Source organism: Kitasatospora brasiliensis (genome assembly GCF_032654805.1).
Taxonomy (GTDB): domain Bacteria; phylum Actinomycetota; class Actinomycetes; order Streptomycetales; family Streptomycetaceae; genus Kitasatospora; species Kitasatospora brasiliensis.
In genome coordinates, this window is sequence record NZ_JAUOOW010000005.1 from 259238 (window position 1) to 273768 (window position 14531).

16 protein-coding genes are annotated in these 14531 nt (G+C 69.8%); 1 reads left to right on the forward strand and 15 read right to left on the reverse strand.

Annotation, left to right across the window (positions count from 1 at the left end):
* The first annotated feature begins 28 nt into the window (after positions 1-28).
* Positions 29-619 carry a hypothetical protein gene (locus QWJ13_RS20720; RefSeq protein WP_316526262.1) on the forward strand — a complete coding sequence of 197 codons (591 nt, stop codon included), beginning with the start codon at positions 29-31 and terminating at the stop codon, positions 617-619.
* Here QWJ13_RS20720 and QWJ13_RS20725 read toward each other — a convergent pair.
* The 15 genes from QWJ13_RS20725 to QWJ13_RS20795 all read right to left on the reverse strand — a co-directional run bounded on the left by QWJ13_RS20725 (position 616) and on the right by QWJ13_RS20795 (position 14465).
* Positions 616-1188 (reverse strand): cob(I)yrinic acid a,c-diamide adenosyltransferase, encoded by a 573-nt coding sequence (locus QWJ13_RS20725; protein ID WP_316526263.1) that lies wholly within the window; start codon positions 1186-1188, stop codon positions 616-618. The genes QWJ13_RS20720 and QWJ13_RS20725 overlap by 4 nt on opposite strands.
* A 38-nt stretch (positions 1189-1226) precedes the next feature.
* A complete protein-coding gene (locus QWJ13_RS20730) occupies positions 1227-1727 on the reverse strand; it encodes a DUF2550 domain-containing protein (protein ID WP_316526264.1) in 501 nt (166 codons plus the stop codon).
* Positions 1728-1874: 147 nt separating this feature from the next.
* Positions 1875-2258, reverse strand: coding sequence for a F0F1 ATP synthase subunit epsilon (locus QWJ13_RS20735; protein WP_316526266.1), 384 nt, complete (start codon positions 2256-2258; stop codon positions 1875-1877).
* A 186-nt stretch (positions 2259-2444) separates the two neighbouring features.
* On the reverse strand, positions 2445-3890 hold the full coding sequence (gene atpD, locus QWJ13_RS20740) for a F0F1 ATP synthase subunit beta (protein ID WP_316526267.1): 1446 nt from the start codon (positions 3888-3890) through the stop codon (positions 2445-2447).
* A gap of 2 nt (positions 3891-3892) precedes the next feature.
* Positions 3893-4807 (reverse strand): F0F1 ATP synthase subunit gamma, encoded by a 915-nt coding sequence (locus QWJ13_RS20745; protein ID WP_316526268.1) that lies wholly within the window; start codon positions 4805-4807, stop codon positions 3893-3895.
* 32 nt (positions 4808-4839) lie between these two features.
* Complete coding sequence (atpA, locus tag QWJ13_RS20750) at positions 4840-6414, reverse strand: F0F1 ATP synthase subunit alpha (protein WP_316526269.1); 1575 nt, start codon at positions 6412-6414, stop codon at positions 4840-4842.
* Positions 6415-6569: 155 nt separating this feature from the next.
* Positions 6570-7385 carry a F0F1 ATP synthase subunit delta gene (locus QWJ13_RS20755; protein ID WP_316526270.1) on the reverse strand — a complete coding sequence of 272 codons (816 nt, stop codon included), beginning with the start codon at positions 7383-7385 and terminating at the stop codon, positions 6570-6572.
* A complete protein-coding gene (locus QWJ13_RS20760) occupies positions 7382-7945 on the reverse strand; it encodes a F0F1 ATP synthase subunit B (RefSeq protein WP_316526271.1) in 564 nt (187 codons plus the stop codon). The genes QWJ13_RS20755 and QWJ13_RS20760 overlap by 4 nt, the downstream gene beginning before the upstream one ends.
* 33 nt (positions 7946-7978) lie before the next feature.
* Positions 7979-8215, reverse strand: coding sequence for an ATP synthase F0 subunit C (atpE, locus tag QWJ13_RS20765; RefSeq protein ID WP_031074289.1), 237 nt, complete (start codon positions 8213-8215; stop codon positions 7979-7981).
* A 91-nt stretch (positions 8216-8306) separates the two neighbouring features.
* Positions 8307-9137 (reverse strand): F0F1 ATP synthase subunit A, encoded by an 831-nt coding sequence (gene atpB, locus QWJ13_RS20770; protein WP_316526273.1) that lies wholly within the window; start codon positions 9135-9137, stop codon positions 8307-8309.
* 267 nt (positions 9138-9404) lie between these two features.
* A complete protein-coding gene (locus QWJ13_RS20775; RefSeq protein ID WP_316526274.1) occupies positions 9405-9848 on the reverse strand; it encodes a Cg1360 family ATP-synthase-associated protein in 444 nt (147 codons plus the stop codon).
* Positions 9849-10142: 294 nt separating this feature from the next.
* Positions 10143-11435 carry an MraY family glycosyltransferase gene (locus QWJ13_RS20780; protein WP_316526275.1) on the reverse strand — a complete coding sequence of 431 codons (1293 nt, stop codon included), beginning with the start codon at positions 11433-11435 and terminating at the stop codon, positions 10143-10145.
* 171 nt (positions 11436-11606) lie between these two features.
* The gene (gene glyA / locus QWJ13_RS20785; protein WP_316526277.1) at positions 11607-12887 is read right to left on the reverse strand and encodes a serine hydroxymethyltransferase; all 1281 of its coding nucleotides are present in this window, start codon (positions 12885-12887) and stop codon (positions 11607-11609) included.
* Between the two features lie 256 nt (positions 12888-13143).
* On the reverse strand, positions 13144-13785 hold the full coding sequence (locus tag QWJ13_RS20790) for an arsenate reductase/protein-tyrosine-phosphatase family protein (RefSeq protein WP_316526696.1): 642 nt from the start codon (positions 13783-13785) through the stop codon (positions 13144-13146).
* 32 nt (positions 13786-13817) lie between these two features.
* Entirely contained in the window at positions 13818-14465 is a 648-nt protein-coding gene (locus QWJ13_RS20795) for an L-threonylcarbamoyladenylate synthase (RefSeq protein ID WP_316526278.1), read from the reverse strand.
* Positions 14466-14531: the final 66 nt, after the last annotated feature.

The following is a 14531-nucleotide window of genomic DNA, read 5'->3' on the forward strand; positions in this document are numbered from 1 at the left end:
AGCACCGCCGAACCACCGGGAGCAGAACGTGATCGTCACCCTCATCGTCGCGGCCGAGATCTCCTTCTGGATCCTGCTCGGCCTCGGCCTCGCCACCCGCTACCTGCTGCGGTGGCGCCGCACCAGCACCGCCCTGCTGGTCGGCCTGCCGCTGGTGGACCTCACCCTGTACGCGCTCACCGTCCTCGACCTGCGCGGCGGCGCCGCACCGAGCTGGACCCACGCCCTGGCGGCGAGCTACGCGGGCTTCTCGATCGGCTACGGCCCCTCGCTGGTCCGCTGGGCCGACCGGCACTTCCTGTACCGCTTCGCCGGCGGCCCCAAGCCGCCGCCCTCGCCGAAGTACGGGCCGGAGCGGACCAGGTACGAGTGGCAGATCGCCGGCCGCACCGTCGTCTCGGCGGCGATCACGCTGAGCCTGATCACCCTGCTCGTCCCGCTCTCCGGCGGCTCCGCCCACTTCGGCACCTTCACCCAGTGGTACCTCAAGCTGGGCCTCGCCGCCGTGGTCAACGTGGCCGTGGCCGGCTGCTACTCGCTCTGGCCCAAGCAGCCGCCGGCCGGCGTGGTCGTCGAGGACGGCCGGGTGGTCTCCGACAAGGGCTCCACCAGGGTCTAGCGGTTCTCCCCCGGCACCCAGAGCACGTCGCCGCGCTCCTTGTTGGCCACCCGGGCCAGGATGAACAGCAGGTCGGACAGCCGGTTGAGGTACTTCGCGGTCAGCGGGTTGACGCTGTCGCCGTGCTCCGCGATCGCCGCCCAGGTCGAGCGCTCGGCCCGCCGCACCACCGTGCAGGCCAGGTGCAGGTGGGCCGCGCCGGGCGTGCCGCCGGGCAGGATGAAGCTGCGCAGCTTCTCCACCTGCTCCAGGTAGTGGTCGCAGTCCCCCTCCAGCCGGTCGATGTAGGACTGGAGCACCCGCAGCGGCGGGTACTTCGGGTCCTCGACCACCGGGGTGGACAGGTCGGCGCCCACGTCGAACAGGTCGTTCTGGACCCGGACCAGCACCGCCGCCACGTCCTCGGACAGCTCCCCGACGGCCAGGGCCACCCCGATCGCCGCGTTCGCCTCGTTGGCGTCCGCGTACGCGTTCAGCCGCGGATCGGTCTTGGTGGTCCGGCTCATGTCGCCCAGCGCGGTGGTGCCGTCATCGCCGGTACGGGTGTAGATGCGCGTCAGATTGACCATGCGGCCACCCTAGCGGCGGGGGTCAGACGACGGGGCGGTCAGGCGACATTGACCCGCTGGCCGGGCGGAGCCGCCTCCAGCCAGGCCAGGAAGCCGGTCAGCGCGTCCTCGCTCATCGCCAGCTCCAGCGGCGCCCCGTTGTGCAGGCAGCGCAGCACCACCGAACCGGACAGCAGCGCCAGCTCCTCCTGGCCCTCCGGGTAGCGCCGGCCCAGTACCTCGATCTCCCGGCGCGGCAGGACCTTGCGCGGCCGGGGGGCGTACGAGAAGACCCGGAACCACTCGATCGAGTCACCGCTGTACCGGCCGATACCAAAAACCCACCCCTTGCCGTCGGTCGGGGGGACCGGGGCCGAGGTGGGCTTGCCGTTCTCGTCGAGGTCGGGCTGCGTCGAGGCGTCGGCGGGCATTTTGAGCCGGTAGCTACAGTCGAACGTGCCGCCGACCCTCTGGATCAGGCGGCGCCGGACGGCGAAGGCCATCAGCCCCATCACACCAAGGGCCACGACCGCCGCACACACCACAAGCGCGAGGACCATGCTCACCCACCTCCTCGCTACCCGCGTTCCCCGTAGCGGTCGTATCAACGACCGCGCTGACCTACCAACTACGACGACAGTCCCGGGGTCACGCTCACGCGTCCCCGGGACCGTCGGTCGACCCCGCTAAGCCGGGGTCCGGCGCACTCAGGCGTGGACCTTGAGGCCGCGCGCCGCGAACAGACGGACCTCGGCGCGCCGCTCGGCGTGCTCGTCCAGGTCCGACTTGGCCTTCTCCAGTGCGCGCTCGGCACGCGCGACGTCGATCTCGTCCGCCAGCTCGGCGATCTCCGCGAGCAGAGACAGCTTGTTGTCGGCGAAGGAGATGAAGCCGCCGTGCACCGCGGCGATCACGGTGCCGCCGTCCACCGTGCGGATGGTGACGGGACCGGTCTCCAGCACGCTCAGCACCGGGGTGTGACCCGGCATGATGCCGGTGTCACCGGAGGCCGTACGGGCGACGACGATGGTGGCCGCACCGGACCACACCTTGCGGTCGGCTGCGACCAGCTCGACGTGCAGCTCAGCCAACGTGGGCTCCTAGGCTCATGCAACGCCCGATTACTCGGGAGTTTCGGTAAGAATAACGGCCCCGCGCCTCCGGCATGAAACCGGCGGCACGGATTTGACCGGAATCACAGCCGATGCGACGCGAGGGGCGGTCCCCAGGCTCGGGGGCCACCCCTCACGTCACTCACCAGCTGCTACCGGCCGCGATTACTTCTTCGCCAGCTCGGCGGCGTTCTTCTCCAGGTCCTCGATGCCACCGCACATGAAGAAGGCCTGCTCCGGGACGGAGTCGTACTTGCCGTCCGCGATCGCGTTGAAGGCCTCGATGGTCTCCGACAGCGGCACGGTCGAACCCTCGACACCGGTGAACTGCTTCGCCACGTAGGTGTTCTGCGAGAGGAAGCGCTCGATGCGACGGGCACGGTGCACCGTGATCTTGTCCTCTTCGGACAGCTCGTCGATACCGAGGATCGCGATGATGTCCTGGAGGTCCTTGTACTTCTGCAGGATCCCCTTGATACGGATGGCCGTGTCGTAGTGGGTCTGCGCGATGTACCGCGGGTCGAGGATGCGGGACGTGGAGTCCAGCGGGTCGACGGCCGGGTAGATGCCCTTCTCCGAGATCGGACGCGACAGAACGGTGGTCGCGTCCAGGTGGGCGAAGGTGGTGGCCGGGGCCGGGTCGGTCAGGTCGTCCGCGGGGACGTAGATCGCCTGCATCGAGGTGATCGAGTGACCGCGGGTCGAGGTGATGCGCTCCTGGAGGAGGCCCATCTCGTCGGCCAGGTTCGGCTGGTAGCCCACCGCGGAGGGCATGCGGCCGAGCAGGGTCGACACCTCGGAACCGGCCTGGGTGAACCGGAAGATGTTGTCGATGAAGAGGAGCACGTCCTGCTTCTCGACGTCACGGAAGTACTCCGCCATGGTCAGCGCGGACAGCGCGACGCGCAGACGGGTGCCCGGCGGCTCGTCCATCTGGCCGAAGACCAGCGCGGTCTTGTCCAGAACGCCCGAGTCGACCATCTCGTCGATGAGGTCGTTGCCCTCACGGGTGCGCTCGCCGACGCCGGCGAACACCGACACACCACCGAAGTTCTCGGCGACGCGGTAGATCATCTCCTGGATCAGAACGGTCTTGCCGACACCGGCACCACCGAACAGACCGATCTTGCCACCGGTGACGTACGGGGTGAGGAGGTCGATGACCTTGATGCCGGTCTCGAACATCTCGGTCTTGGACTCAAGGTCCTTGAACTCCGGGGCCTTGCGGTGGATCGGCCAGCGGACCTCGACCTGCGACTCGAACTCGTCCTTGTCGACGTTCAGCACGTCACCGAGGGCGTTGAACACCTTGCCCTTGGTGATCTGGCCGACCGGGACGGAGATCGCGGAGCCGGTGTCGATGACCTGCGAACCGCGGACCAGGCCGTCGGTCGGCTGCATCGAGATGCCGCGGACCATGCCGTCGCCGAGGTGCTGGGCGACCTCAAGGGTCAGGATCTTCTTGCCCGTGCCGTCGGGGTTGTCCACCTCGACGTGCAGGGCGTTGTACATGTCCGGAATCGCGTCGACGGGGAACTCCACGTCGACGACCGGGCCGATGACCCGCGCGACGCGGCCCGTCGCCGTGGTCGGCTCAACAGTGGTGGTCATACTCATTCGCTCCCGCGGCTCGCGTCAGCCAGCGCGTTGGCGCCACCGACGATCTCGCTGATTTCCTGGGTGATCTCGGCCTGGCGGGCCGAGTTGGCAAGCCGCGTGAGCGACTTGATGAGCTCGCCGGCGTTGTCCGTCGCGCTCTTCATCGCGCGGCGACGGGCGGCGTGCTCGGAAGCGGCCGACTGAAGCATCGCGTTGTAGATCCGGCTCTCGACGTACCGCGGCAGCAGCGCGTCCAGAACGCCCTCCGCCGACGGCTCGAAGTCGTACAGCGGGAAGATCTCCGACTTGGCCGGCGACTGGTCGCTGAGCTGGACCTCGTCCAGCTTCAGCGGCAGCAGCCGCGCCTCCACCGCGTTCTGCGTCAGCATCGACACGAACTCGGTCGAGATCAGGTGCAGCTCGTCCACGCCGCCGGTCTCGGCCGTGAAGGCCTCGATCAGGTCGGCCGACACGGTCTTCGCGTCACCGTAGGTCGGCTTGTCCGAGAAGCCCGTCCACGAGCCCGCGATCGTCAGACCGCGGAACGTGTAGTACGAGACGCCCTTGCGGCCGACGATGTACGTCACCACGTCCTTGCCCTCGGCCTTCAGACGCTCGGTGAGCGTCTGGGCGGCCTTGATGGCGTTGGTCGAGTAGCCGCCCGCCAGGCCGCGGTCCGCCGTGATCAGCAGGACGGCGGCGCGCTTGGCGTCCGGGTTCTCGGTGGTGAGCGGGTGCTTGGCGTTGGACCGGGTGGCCACCGCCGTCACCGCCCGGGTGAGCTCATCGGCGTACGGAGTGGAGGCGGCCACCGCGCGCTGCGCCTTGACGATGCGCGACGCGGAGATCATCTCCATCGCCTTGGTGATCTTCTTCGTCGCGGTGACAGAGCGGATCCGGCGCTTGTAGACCCGAAGCTGTGCTCCCATGGGTCGTTACGTCCTTTCCCTCGCTACCGGACTCAGGCCTGCTCGGAGAGCAGCTTGCCGTCAGCGGTCTGGTAACCCTGCTTGAAGGCCTCGATCGCGGTGGTGAGCGCGTCGACGGTGCCGTCGGCCAGCAGACCGGTCTCGACGATGCCGGCCAGCAGGTCCTTGTGCTGGAGGCGGACGTGGTCCAGGAACTCGCGCTCGAAGCGGCGGATCTCGGCGACCGGGACGTCGTCCAGCTTGCCGTTGGTGCCGGCCCAGATGGAGACGACCTGCTCCTCGACCGGGAACGGCTGGTACTGGCCCTGCTTCAGCAGCTCGACCATGCGCGCACCGCGCTCCAGCTGGGCCTTGGAGGCCGCGTCCAGGTCGGAACCGAAGGCGGCGAAGGCCTCCAGCTCACGGTACTGGGCGAGGTCCAGACGCAGGCGGCCGGCGACCGAGCGCATGGCCTTGATCTGGGCGGAGCCACCGACGCGGGAGACCGAGATACCGACGTTCACGGCCGGGCGGATGCCGGCGTTGAACAGGTCGGACTCCAGGAAGCACTGGCCGTCGGTGATGGAGATGACGTTGGTCGGGATGTACGCCGAGACGTCGTTGGCCTTGGTCTCGATGATCGGCAGACCGGTCATCGAGCCGCCGCCCAGGGCGTCGTTCAGCTTGGCGCAGCGCTCCAGCAGGCGGGAGTGCAGGTAGAAGACGTCACCCGGGTAGGCCTCGCGGCCCGGCGGGCGGCGCAGCAGCAGGGAGACGGAACGGTAGGCCTCGGCCTGCTTCGACAGGTCATCGAAGATGATCAGGACGTGCTTGCCGTCGTACATCCACTCCTGGCCGATGGCCGAGCCGGTGTACGGGGCGAGGTACTTGAAGCCCGCCGGGTCGGACGCGGGAGCGGCCACGATGGTGGTGTACTCCAGCGCGCCGGCCTCCTCCAGGGCGCCGCGGACGGACGCGATGGTGGAGCCCTTCTGGCCCACGGCGACGTAGATGCAGCGGACCTGCTTCTCCGGGTCGCCCGAGCGCCAGTTGTCACGCTGGTTGATGATCGTGTCGACGGCCACCGCGGTCTTGCCGGTCTGGCGGTCACCGATGATCAGCTGACGCTGGCCACGGCCGATCGGGGTCATCGCGTCGATGGCCTTGATGCCGGTCTGCAGCGGCTGCTTGACCGACTTGCGGGCCATGACGCCGGGGGCCTGAAGCTCCAGGGCGCGGCGGCCGGTCGCGGCGATGTCGCCCAGGCCGTCGATCGGGTTGCCCAGCGGGTCCACGACGCGGCCGAGGTAGCCGTCGCCGACCGGAACCGAGAGGACCTCGCCCGTGCGGCGCACGGTCTGGCCCTCTTCGATGCCGCCGAACTCACCCAGGACGACGACACCGATCTCGCGGGTGTCGAGGTTCAGCGCGAGGCCGAGCGTGCCGTCCTCGAACTTCAGCAGCTCGTTCGCCATGACCGAGGGCAGGCCCTCGACATGGGCGATGCCGTCCGCCGCGTCAGTGACCGTGCCGACCTCTTCCACAGAAGCGGCGTCCGGCTGGTACGACTGGACAAAGTCGGCCAGCGCGTCCCGGATCTCCTCCGGACGGATCGTAAGCTCCGCCATCAGGCTTCCCTGCTCTCCTAGTTTGCGATCCTCGGCCCGCCATTGAGGGCCGCAAGTATTCGACTCTCGGCCGGGTCTTGCGAACCGGCCGTACGTTTTCCCGACTCCGGTGGAGCCGGTTTCCCGACCGAGGGTCGGATGTGCTGCTTCGGTGCTCAGCCTTCGAGCGACTGGCGAGCGCCTTCGAGGCGGCTCGACACGGTGCCGTTGATGATCTCGTCGCCGATCTGCACCCGGACGCCGCCGACGACCTCGGGGTCGACGTCGATGTTCAGGTGGACCTGGCGGCCGTACATCCGGCCCAGAGCACCGGACAGGCGCTCCTTCTGGGTGTCGGACAGCGGCACCGCGGTGGTGACCAGGGCCACCACGCGGCCACGACGGGCGGCAGCGAGCTTCGAGTAGGACTCAAGGCCCTGCTCCAGGCTACGGCCACGCGGCGCGTTGACGAGGGCCGTGACCAGCCGGACGGTGCCGGCGTTGGCGCGGCCGCCGAGCAGCTTCTTGATCAGCTCGGCCTTCGCGGCGGCACCGGCCTTCGGCTCGGTCAGCGCGGAGCGCAGCTCGTTGGAGCCGCTCACCACCCGTCCGAAGCGGAAGAGCTCGTCCTCGACGTCGTCCAGGGAGCCGGCCTTGTCCGCGGCGATGACCTCGGCGTAGGCGGCGAGCTCCTCGGTCGCGTCCACCAGGTCACGCGAGCCCGACCAGCGGGAGCGGACCAGGCCCGAGACCAGGTCGACGGTCGCGCCGGAGACCTGGCCGGTCAGCAGCGAGGCGACCAGCTGGGCCTTGTCCTGGCCCGACCGGGAGGGGTCGGTCAGGACGCGGCGCAGCGACACCTCGCGGTCCAGCACGGCCGTGACGGCGGTGAGCTCCTCGGCGAGCTTGGCCGCGTCCACCGAGGTGGAGTCGGTCAGGCTCTCCAGGTTCTGCCGACCGGCGGCGAGCGCCTCGCGGCTGGCGCCGATCACTTGGCCGCACCCTGAGCAACGGCGGCCTTGGCCTCCAGCTCGTCCAGGAAGCGGTCGATGACGCCGCTCTGCCGGGTGTGGTCCTCAAGGGACTCACCCACGATGCGGGACGCCAGCTGGGTGGCCAGCGAGCCCACGTCCTGGCGCAGGGCGGCAGTCGCCTGCTTCTTGTCCGCCTCGATCTGGGCGTGACCGGCCGCGACGATGGCCTCGCGCTGACGCTGGCCCTCCTCGCGCATCTCGGTGAGCTGGGCGGCGCCCTGCTCGCGAGCCTGCTCGACGATGCGGGCGGCCTCGTGGCGCGCCTCGGCGAGCTCGGCGCGGTACTGCTCAAGCAGTGCCTGGGCCTCGGCCTGAGCGGCCTCGGCGCGCTCCATGCCGCCTTCGATCGCGTCCCGGCGCTCCGACAGCACCTTCTCGATGCTGGGAAGGAGCTTCTTGCCGAGCAGACCGAAGACGATGAAGAAGCAGAGCAGGCCGATAACGATCTCGGGCGTGTTCGGGAGAAGAGGGTTCATCTTCTCCTCAGTCTCCGCCGCGAGCTGAGCCACGATGCTCATTTCTGGACCTTCCTCGAAGGGTCTGCGGCAGGATTACTTGTTGCCGAAGACGAACGGCATGACGATGCCGATGAGGGCGAGCGCCTCGGTCAGCGCGAAGCCGATGAACATGTTGGAACGGATGAGACCGGCAGCCTCGGGCTGGCGGGCCATGGCCTGGACACCGTTACCGAAGATCAGACCGACGCCGATGCCGGGGCCGATGGCGGCGAGGCCGTAGCCCAGGGAGGCGACGGAACCGTAGACAGTGCCCTCAGCGAGGATGCTCATTGACGTTGTCCTTTGCAGGGTGGTGAACCGGTGGTGATTGGCCACCGGGCGATCCGGGAGGTGGTTCTCGGCGGGGCTTGGGCCCCGGGGCTCAGTGCGCCTCTTCCAGGGCACCGGCGATGTAGCTGCTGGCCAGCATCACGAAGATGTAGGCCTGCAGGAACTGGACCAGCAGCTCGAAGGCGGTCAGGCCGACGGCGACGATGAACGAGGCCGAGCCGTACAGCGCGCCCAGGGACGGGCTGAGCAGGTACCAGGAGGCAATGGAGAACATCACGATCAGCAGGTGGCCGGCGAACATGTTCGCGAAGGCTCGGACCGCGAGCGTGAAGGGGCGCACGAAGATGTTCGAGAAGAACTCGATCGGCACCAGGATGAACATGACCCAGCCGGGGATGCCCGACGGCCAGCAGAGGTTCTTCAGACCGCCGACGAAGCCGTGCTTCTTGAAGGTCAGCGTCATGTAGGTGATCCACACGACCGCCGCGAGGCCGGCCGGGAACGCGATCGCCGCCGAAACCGGGAACTGGGCGAACGGGATGATCGACATGATGTTCATCAACCAGATGAAGAAGAACATCGAGACGAGCATCGGGACGTACTTCTCGCCCTTCTTGCCGATCGTCTCCAGCACGATGGAGCGCTTGACGAAGTCGTAGCCGATCTCACCGACCAGCTGGAGCTTGCCGGGGACCAGCTTCGGCTTGGCGAAAGCTGCCCAGAAGAACACCACGACCAGGAGCGCCACGATGATCGACAGCAGCATCGGCTTGTTGAACTCGATGCTGCCGATCGAGAAGATCGGCTTGAACTGGAACTCGTTCAGACCCGGGGCCGGGAAGCCGCAGCCAGCGTCCCCGAAGTGGCAACTGCCTGAGGCGAGGGGCGTGAGTTCAGCACTCACCACGGACTCCTTCGTCATGACGCATGGATACGGCAACCTCGGTGTGTCGGCGTGGCCTGCGGCCACGGTGCGGCACTGGAACTTGATGGGTTTCTCGCCGACCCCGCGCGCCGGTGCACTGCACCACAGCGGGATCATCGAAGACTGCGCGGATCAGGGGGGCGATCCGTCCGTTCTCCGGACAGACCAGGCCTCTTCCCGTACTCCGTTGTTGCGACGGACGATAGCAGCCCGTCAGTGCGGCATAAACACCGCCCCCCTCGTTGGGGGGACAGTCGGGCCTCGTCACTGTTGACGCCCCTTGTCGGAGGGCTTGTCGCCCTTCTTTTCGGAGGCGTCGGGGTCGACGTAGAAGGTCTTGGCCTTGAGCGCGCCGCGCACCTGGAAGCCCGTCCAGATCAGGGCACAGCCCAACAGGGTGAAGGCGAACGCCTGCCGGTTGAAGAGCTCGGTGTTCTTGAAGACCGCGAGCACGATGCCGACCAGCAGGATCTGCGTGGTGTACACCAGCAGCGCCGCGGCCATCATGATCTGCGGGTTCGAGCGGGTGAGCCGGTCGAGCGCGATCTGGCCGAAGCTGAAGAAGGCCATCACGAGGAGCGCGCCGAACAGGGCGCCGAGCAGCCCCTTCCCACCGGCGACGGCGAAGGAGATCGCCATGGCGATGATCCCGGCGACCGCAGTGGGAATCGCGGCGCCTCGGAGGATCCGGGCGTCGGTGGACGGCATGTCGGCAGCTCCGGCGGCATGTCGATGTGGCGGGGGGACGGGCACAGCGGTGGCGGGTGACACCGGACCGAGGCATCGCCGCGGGCCGCCCGCTGGAGCGGGGGACCCGATGAGGGAGACCGACAGGGACGGAAGTCATCCACCTGTCAGGACTTTCGGCGTGTTCTCGGTACTCGTGAACGGTATCACAAACTATTTGATGAGAGCTTTACCATGAATATGTGGCTCCTGTCACACCAACGGCGCAACGGCTCCGCCATTCGAGTGATCCGATCTGATGATCCGTCAACTCCCTCATCGGCGGCGGCCGGTGGCGGTGCCCTGGTCGTCGGCCGGGACGGAGCCGGCGCCGGAGTCCTGCTCGGCTTCACCCAGGAGTTGCTTGTCCTTGGCCGACAGTTCGGCCATCGGACCGCTCTGCCGCCGGCGGTAGCGCGGCGGGACGAAGGACTGCACCACCCGCGGGGCGCGCGGCCGGAACCGCGGGGTGAGCAGCACCACCATGCCGACCAGGCAGAGCCCGGCGAGCGTCAGGATCACGGTGCGGCCGGTGTTGGTCACCGAGAAGGCCACCGAGCCGAAGGCGATCAGCGCGGCCCAGAAGTACATGATGAGCACCGCTCGGCTGTGCGAGTGACCGACCTGGAGCAGCCGGTGGTGCAGGTGGCGCTTGTCCGCGGCGAACGGGGACTGGCCGGCCCAGGTGCGGCGGACCACGGCGAGCAGCAGGTCGGCGAGCGGCAGCGCGATGACGGTCAGCGGCAGCAGCAGCGGGATGTAGATCGGCACCAGGGTGTGCACGGTGGCGGTCTGCGAACCGGTCTCGCTGCTGATCAGGTCGGGGTCGACCCGGCCGGTGATGGAGATCGCGGCGACGGCCAGCATCAGCCCCAGCATCATCGAGCCGGAGTCGCCCATGAAGATCCGCGCGGGGTGCATGTTGTGCGCCAGGAAGCCCATGCACATGCCGATCAGCAGCACGCTGAACAGCACGGCGGGGGCCGCGTCGGAGATCGCGTAGCCGTACCAGAGCCGGTAGCTGTACAGGAAGAAGGCCATCGCGGCGATGCAGACCATGCCGCCGGCCAGGCCGTCCAGGCCGTCGATGAAGTTCACCGCGTTGACCATGACGACGACCAGGGTCACCGAGATGACCATGCCCTGGGTCGGACTCACCGCGACCGGGCCGTAGCCGGGCACCGGGAGGGTGATCACCGTGACGCCCTGCCAGACCATCACACCGGCGGCGATCATCTGGCCGCCGAGCTTCACCAGCGCGTCCACGCCCCACTTGTCGTCGAGCACCCCGAGCAGGAACATGATCCCGGCCCCGGACAGCAGCGCGCGGATGTCGGTGCCCTGGGAGAACACCTTGCTCAGGTTGTCGAGCTGGGAGGCGACCAGGATGCCCGCGCACAGTCCGCCGAACATCGCGATGCCGCCGAGCCGCGGCGTGGGCTCGCGGTGCACGTCGCGGGCGCGCACCGGCGGCATGGCGCCGGCCGCGATGGCGAACTTCCGGACCGGGCCGGTCAGCAGGTAGGTGACGGCGGCCGTACAGAACAGCACCAGCAGATACTCACGCACCACTGGCCTCCTGCATGACTGTCGAACGGGGAGCTACCGAAGGTACTCCCCTGTCTTCCCGGGGTTCGAGGTGCGTCGCCACGGCACACACCTTATTGAGTCGGACGCCGGGAACGCGCATCGCGGTTCGCCCTCCCGGGTAGGAGATTCCGATGCCCGGGAGACGATCCGTCAGGCGCGGTCGGCGAAGGCCAGCGCCAGCTCCCGGACCCGCGCCGCGACCGGGGCCGGCGCGCCCCCGGCGAGCGCCCGCGCGACCAGCCCGGCGATCTCGGTCAGCTCCGCCTCCCCCATCCCCTGGCTGGTCACCGTGCCGGTGCCCAGCCGGATGCCGGAGGCCTCGGCGGGCGGCGCCGGATCGTACGGCAGCGCGCACTTGCCGAGCAGCAGCCCGGCCGCCGCGCAGCGCCGCTCGGCCTCCGCGCCGCTCACCCCGAGCGGGCTCACGTCGACGGCCACCAGATGGGTGTCGGTGCCGCCCGTCAGCGGGCGCGTTCCGGCCGCTGCGAGCCCCTCGGCGAGCGCCCGGGCCCCGGACACCGCCCGCTGCGCGTACGCCCGGTACGCGGGCTTGGAGGCCTCCATGAGGGCCACCGCCTTGCCGGCCACCTCGTTCATCGCCGCGCCGCCCTGGCTGAACGGGAACACCGCCCGGTCGATCCGCTCGGCCAGCTCCGCGGTGCACAGCAGCAGCCCGCCGCGCGGGCCGCGCAGCAGCTTGTGGCTGGCCGCCACGGTGACATCCGCGTACGGCACCGGGGAGGGCGCCAGCCCGGCCGCGATCAGCCCGGTGGTCTGCGCGGCGGAGGCGACCAGATAGGCGTCCACCTCGTCGGCGATCTCCCGGAACGCCGCCCAGTCCGGGTGCCGGGGGTGCGAGATCGAGCCGGCCACGATGGCCTTGGGGCGGTGCAGCCGGGCCAGGTCGCGCACCTGGTCGAGGTCGATCAGCCCGTCGTCCTCGCGCACGCCGTAGCCGGTGAACTCGAACCAGCGTCCGGAGAAGTTGGCGCGCGAGCCGCAGCTGAGGTGGCCGCCGTGCTCCAGCGACATCGCCAGCACCCCGTCACCGGGTCGCAGCAGCGCCGCGTACACCGCGAGCATCGCCGAAGTCACCGACCGGGGCTGGACGTTGGCGTGCGGGGCGGCGAACAGTTCGCGGGCCCGGTCGATCGCCAGCAGCTCGGCGGCGTCGGCCAGCGCGCAGCCGGTGTGGTGCCGGCGGCCCGGGTAGCCCTCGGCGTACTTGTCGATCAACGGGCCGGAGAGCGCCGCCAGGACGGCCGGGCTGGTCAGGTTCTCCCCCGCCAGCAGCTGGATCGTTTCGGCGCGCCGCTCGGCCTCCGCGGCCAGCAGGTCGGCCAGCTGCGGATCGGCCCGGCGCAGCGCCTCGGACGCCCAGGGGCGTCCCGTCGTCGCGGTCGGGCCGGTCGCGGCATCGGTGACGGTCATGGCGGGACTCCCGGGCGCTGCGGGGACTGTGTCACCCAGCGTAGGACCGCTGCCGCCGCCGGGCCCGCCGAGCGGCGGCCGGCTCGGCCTTATGGCGCTCGGCGCGGCCTTATCGCGCTCGGCTCGCCTCCGGGCCGCTCCTGACCCGGCGCCGACGGTCGGCGCTCCAATGCCCTCGTTCCTCGGGCCTCCTCGCTTCTCCCTCTCGGCGCCGGCGCGGCCCTTCGGCTCGCTCGCACGGGCTCGCTCGCGCGGCTCAGCGCGGCGCCGGGACGCCGGTGAGCGCGGTGACCACCGGGTCGACCGCGTGGAATATCTCCTCGCCGCAGTTGCGGAACATGCCGATCGGAGCCCCGTACGGGTCCTCCAGCTCGTCCGACTCCGGGGTGGCGGCCAGCAGCCAGCCGCGCAGCGCGGCGGCCGCCCGGACCAGCGCGCGGGCCCGCTCGGTGACGTCGGCGCCGCGCCGCGGGTCCGGCAGGGTGCCCGGGTCGATCGTCCGCACCAGGCGGGTGAACTCCTTCAGCGTGAAGGTGCGCAGCCCCGCCTCGTGGCCCATCGAGATCACCTGGGCGCGGTGGTCCAGGGTCGCGGTGAGCACCAGGTCGGCCTCGACCACGTGCTCGTCCAGCAGCTCGCGCCCGGTGAAGCCGCCGCTGTCGGCGCCGTACTCGTCGAGCACGGTCGCGGCGTGGTCCTCCATCGGCGCGCCCACATGGCCCCAGGTCCCGGCGCTCTCGACCAGGATCCGCCCGGCCACCCGGGGGCTCAGCCGGGTGTCCAGCTCACGCCGGGTCAGCCGCTCGGCGATCGGCGAGCGGCAGATGTTCCCGGTGCACACGAACAGGATCCGGAAGTGGTCCAGCGGCCTGGGGCCCACGCTCAGGTACGGCGCTATGCCCGGCCCGGCGTGGAGCGAGGCGGTGGGCGTCAACTGCCGGCCTCCAGGTCGGGTACGACCTCCCTCAGCTGCTCGACGCTGATCGCCCCGGCCCGCAGCAGGACCGGGACCTTGCCGGTGACGTCGACGATGGACGAGGTGGCGGCGTCCACCGACGCCCCGCCGTCCAGGTAGACCGAGACCGCGTCGCCGAGCTGGGCCTTGGCGTCGTCGCAGGTCAGCGGGGACGCCCCGCCGATCCGGTTGGCGCTGGAGACGGCCAGCGGGCCGGTGGCGTTGAGCAGCTCGATGGCGACCGGGTGCAGCGGCATCCGGACGGCCACGGTGCCGCGGGTGTCGCCGAGGTCCCAGCGCAGCGAGGGCTGGTGCCGGGCGACGAGGGTGAGCCCGCCGGGCCAGAAGGCGTCGACCAGCTCCCAGGCCTGCTCGGAGAAGTCGGTGACCAGGCCGTGCAGGGTGGTCGGCGAGCCGACCAGCACCGGCGAGGGGGTGTTCCGGCCGCGGCCGCGGGTGGCCATCAGCTCGCCGACGGCCTCCGGGGAGAAGGCGTCCGCGCCGACCCCGTACAGGGTGTCGGTGGGCAGCACGACGAGTTCGCCGCGGCGGATGGCCGAGGCGGCCTCGCGCAGACCGGTGGCGCGGTCCCCGGCATCGGCACAGTCGTAGCGGCGGCTCATCGGTGCGGTCCCCTTCCGGAGTGGCTCATGACAGTCACTACGGCCGTCACTGCGGTCACAGCGCGA

Excerpts from the sequence above, each read along its gene's own strand:
- QWJ13_RS20725 (WP_316526263.1), bottom strand. The coding sequence starts at position 1,188 with ATGGTCAATCTGACGCGCATCTACACCCGTACCGGCGATGACGGCACC.
- QWJ13_RS20730 (WP_316526264.1), bottom strand. The coding sequence starts at position 1,727 with ATGGTCCTCGCGCTTGTGGTGTGTGCGGCGGTCGTGGCCCTTGGTGTG.
- atpD (WP_316526267.1), bottom strand. The coding sequence starts at position 3,890 with ATGACCACCACTGTTGAGCCGACCACGGCGACGGGCCGCGTCGCGCGG.
- QWJ13_RS20745 (WP_316526268.1), bottom strand. The coding sequence starts at position 4,807 with ATGGGAGCACAGCTTCGGGTCTACAAGCGCCGGATCCGCTCTGTCACC.
- atpA (WP_316526269.1), bottom strand. The coding sequence starts at position 6,414 with ATGGCGGAGCTTACGATCCGTCCGGAGGAGATCCGGGACGCGCTGGCC.
- QWJ13_RS20760 (WP_316526271.1), bottom strand. The coding sequence starts at position 7,945 with ATGAGCATCGTGGCTCAGCTCGCGGCGGAGACTGAGGAGAAGATGAAC.
- atpE (WP_031074289.1), bottom strand. The coding sequence starts at position 8,215 with ATGAGCATCCTCGCTGAGGGCACTGTCTACGGTTCCGTCGCCTCCCTG.
- atpB (WP_316526273.1), bottom strand. The coding sequence starts at position 9,137 with ATGACGAAGGAGTCCGTGGTGAGTGCTGAACTCACGCCCCTCGCCTCA.
- QWJ13_RS20775 (WP_316526274.1), bottom strand. The coding sequence starts at position 9,848 with ATGCCGTCCACCGACGCCCGGATCCTCCGAGGCGCCGCGATTCCCACT.
- glyA (WP_316526277.1), bottom strand. The coding sequence starts at position 12,887 with ATGACCGTCACCGATGCCGCGACCGGCCCGACCGCGACGACGGGACGC.
- QWJ13_RS20795 (WP_316526278.1), bottom strand. The coding sequence starts at position 14,465 with ATGAGCCGCCGCTACGACTGTGCCGATGCCGGGGACCGCGCCACCGGT.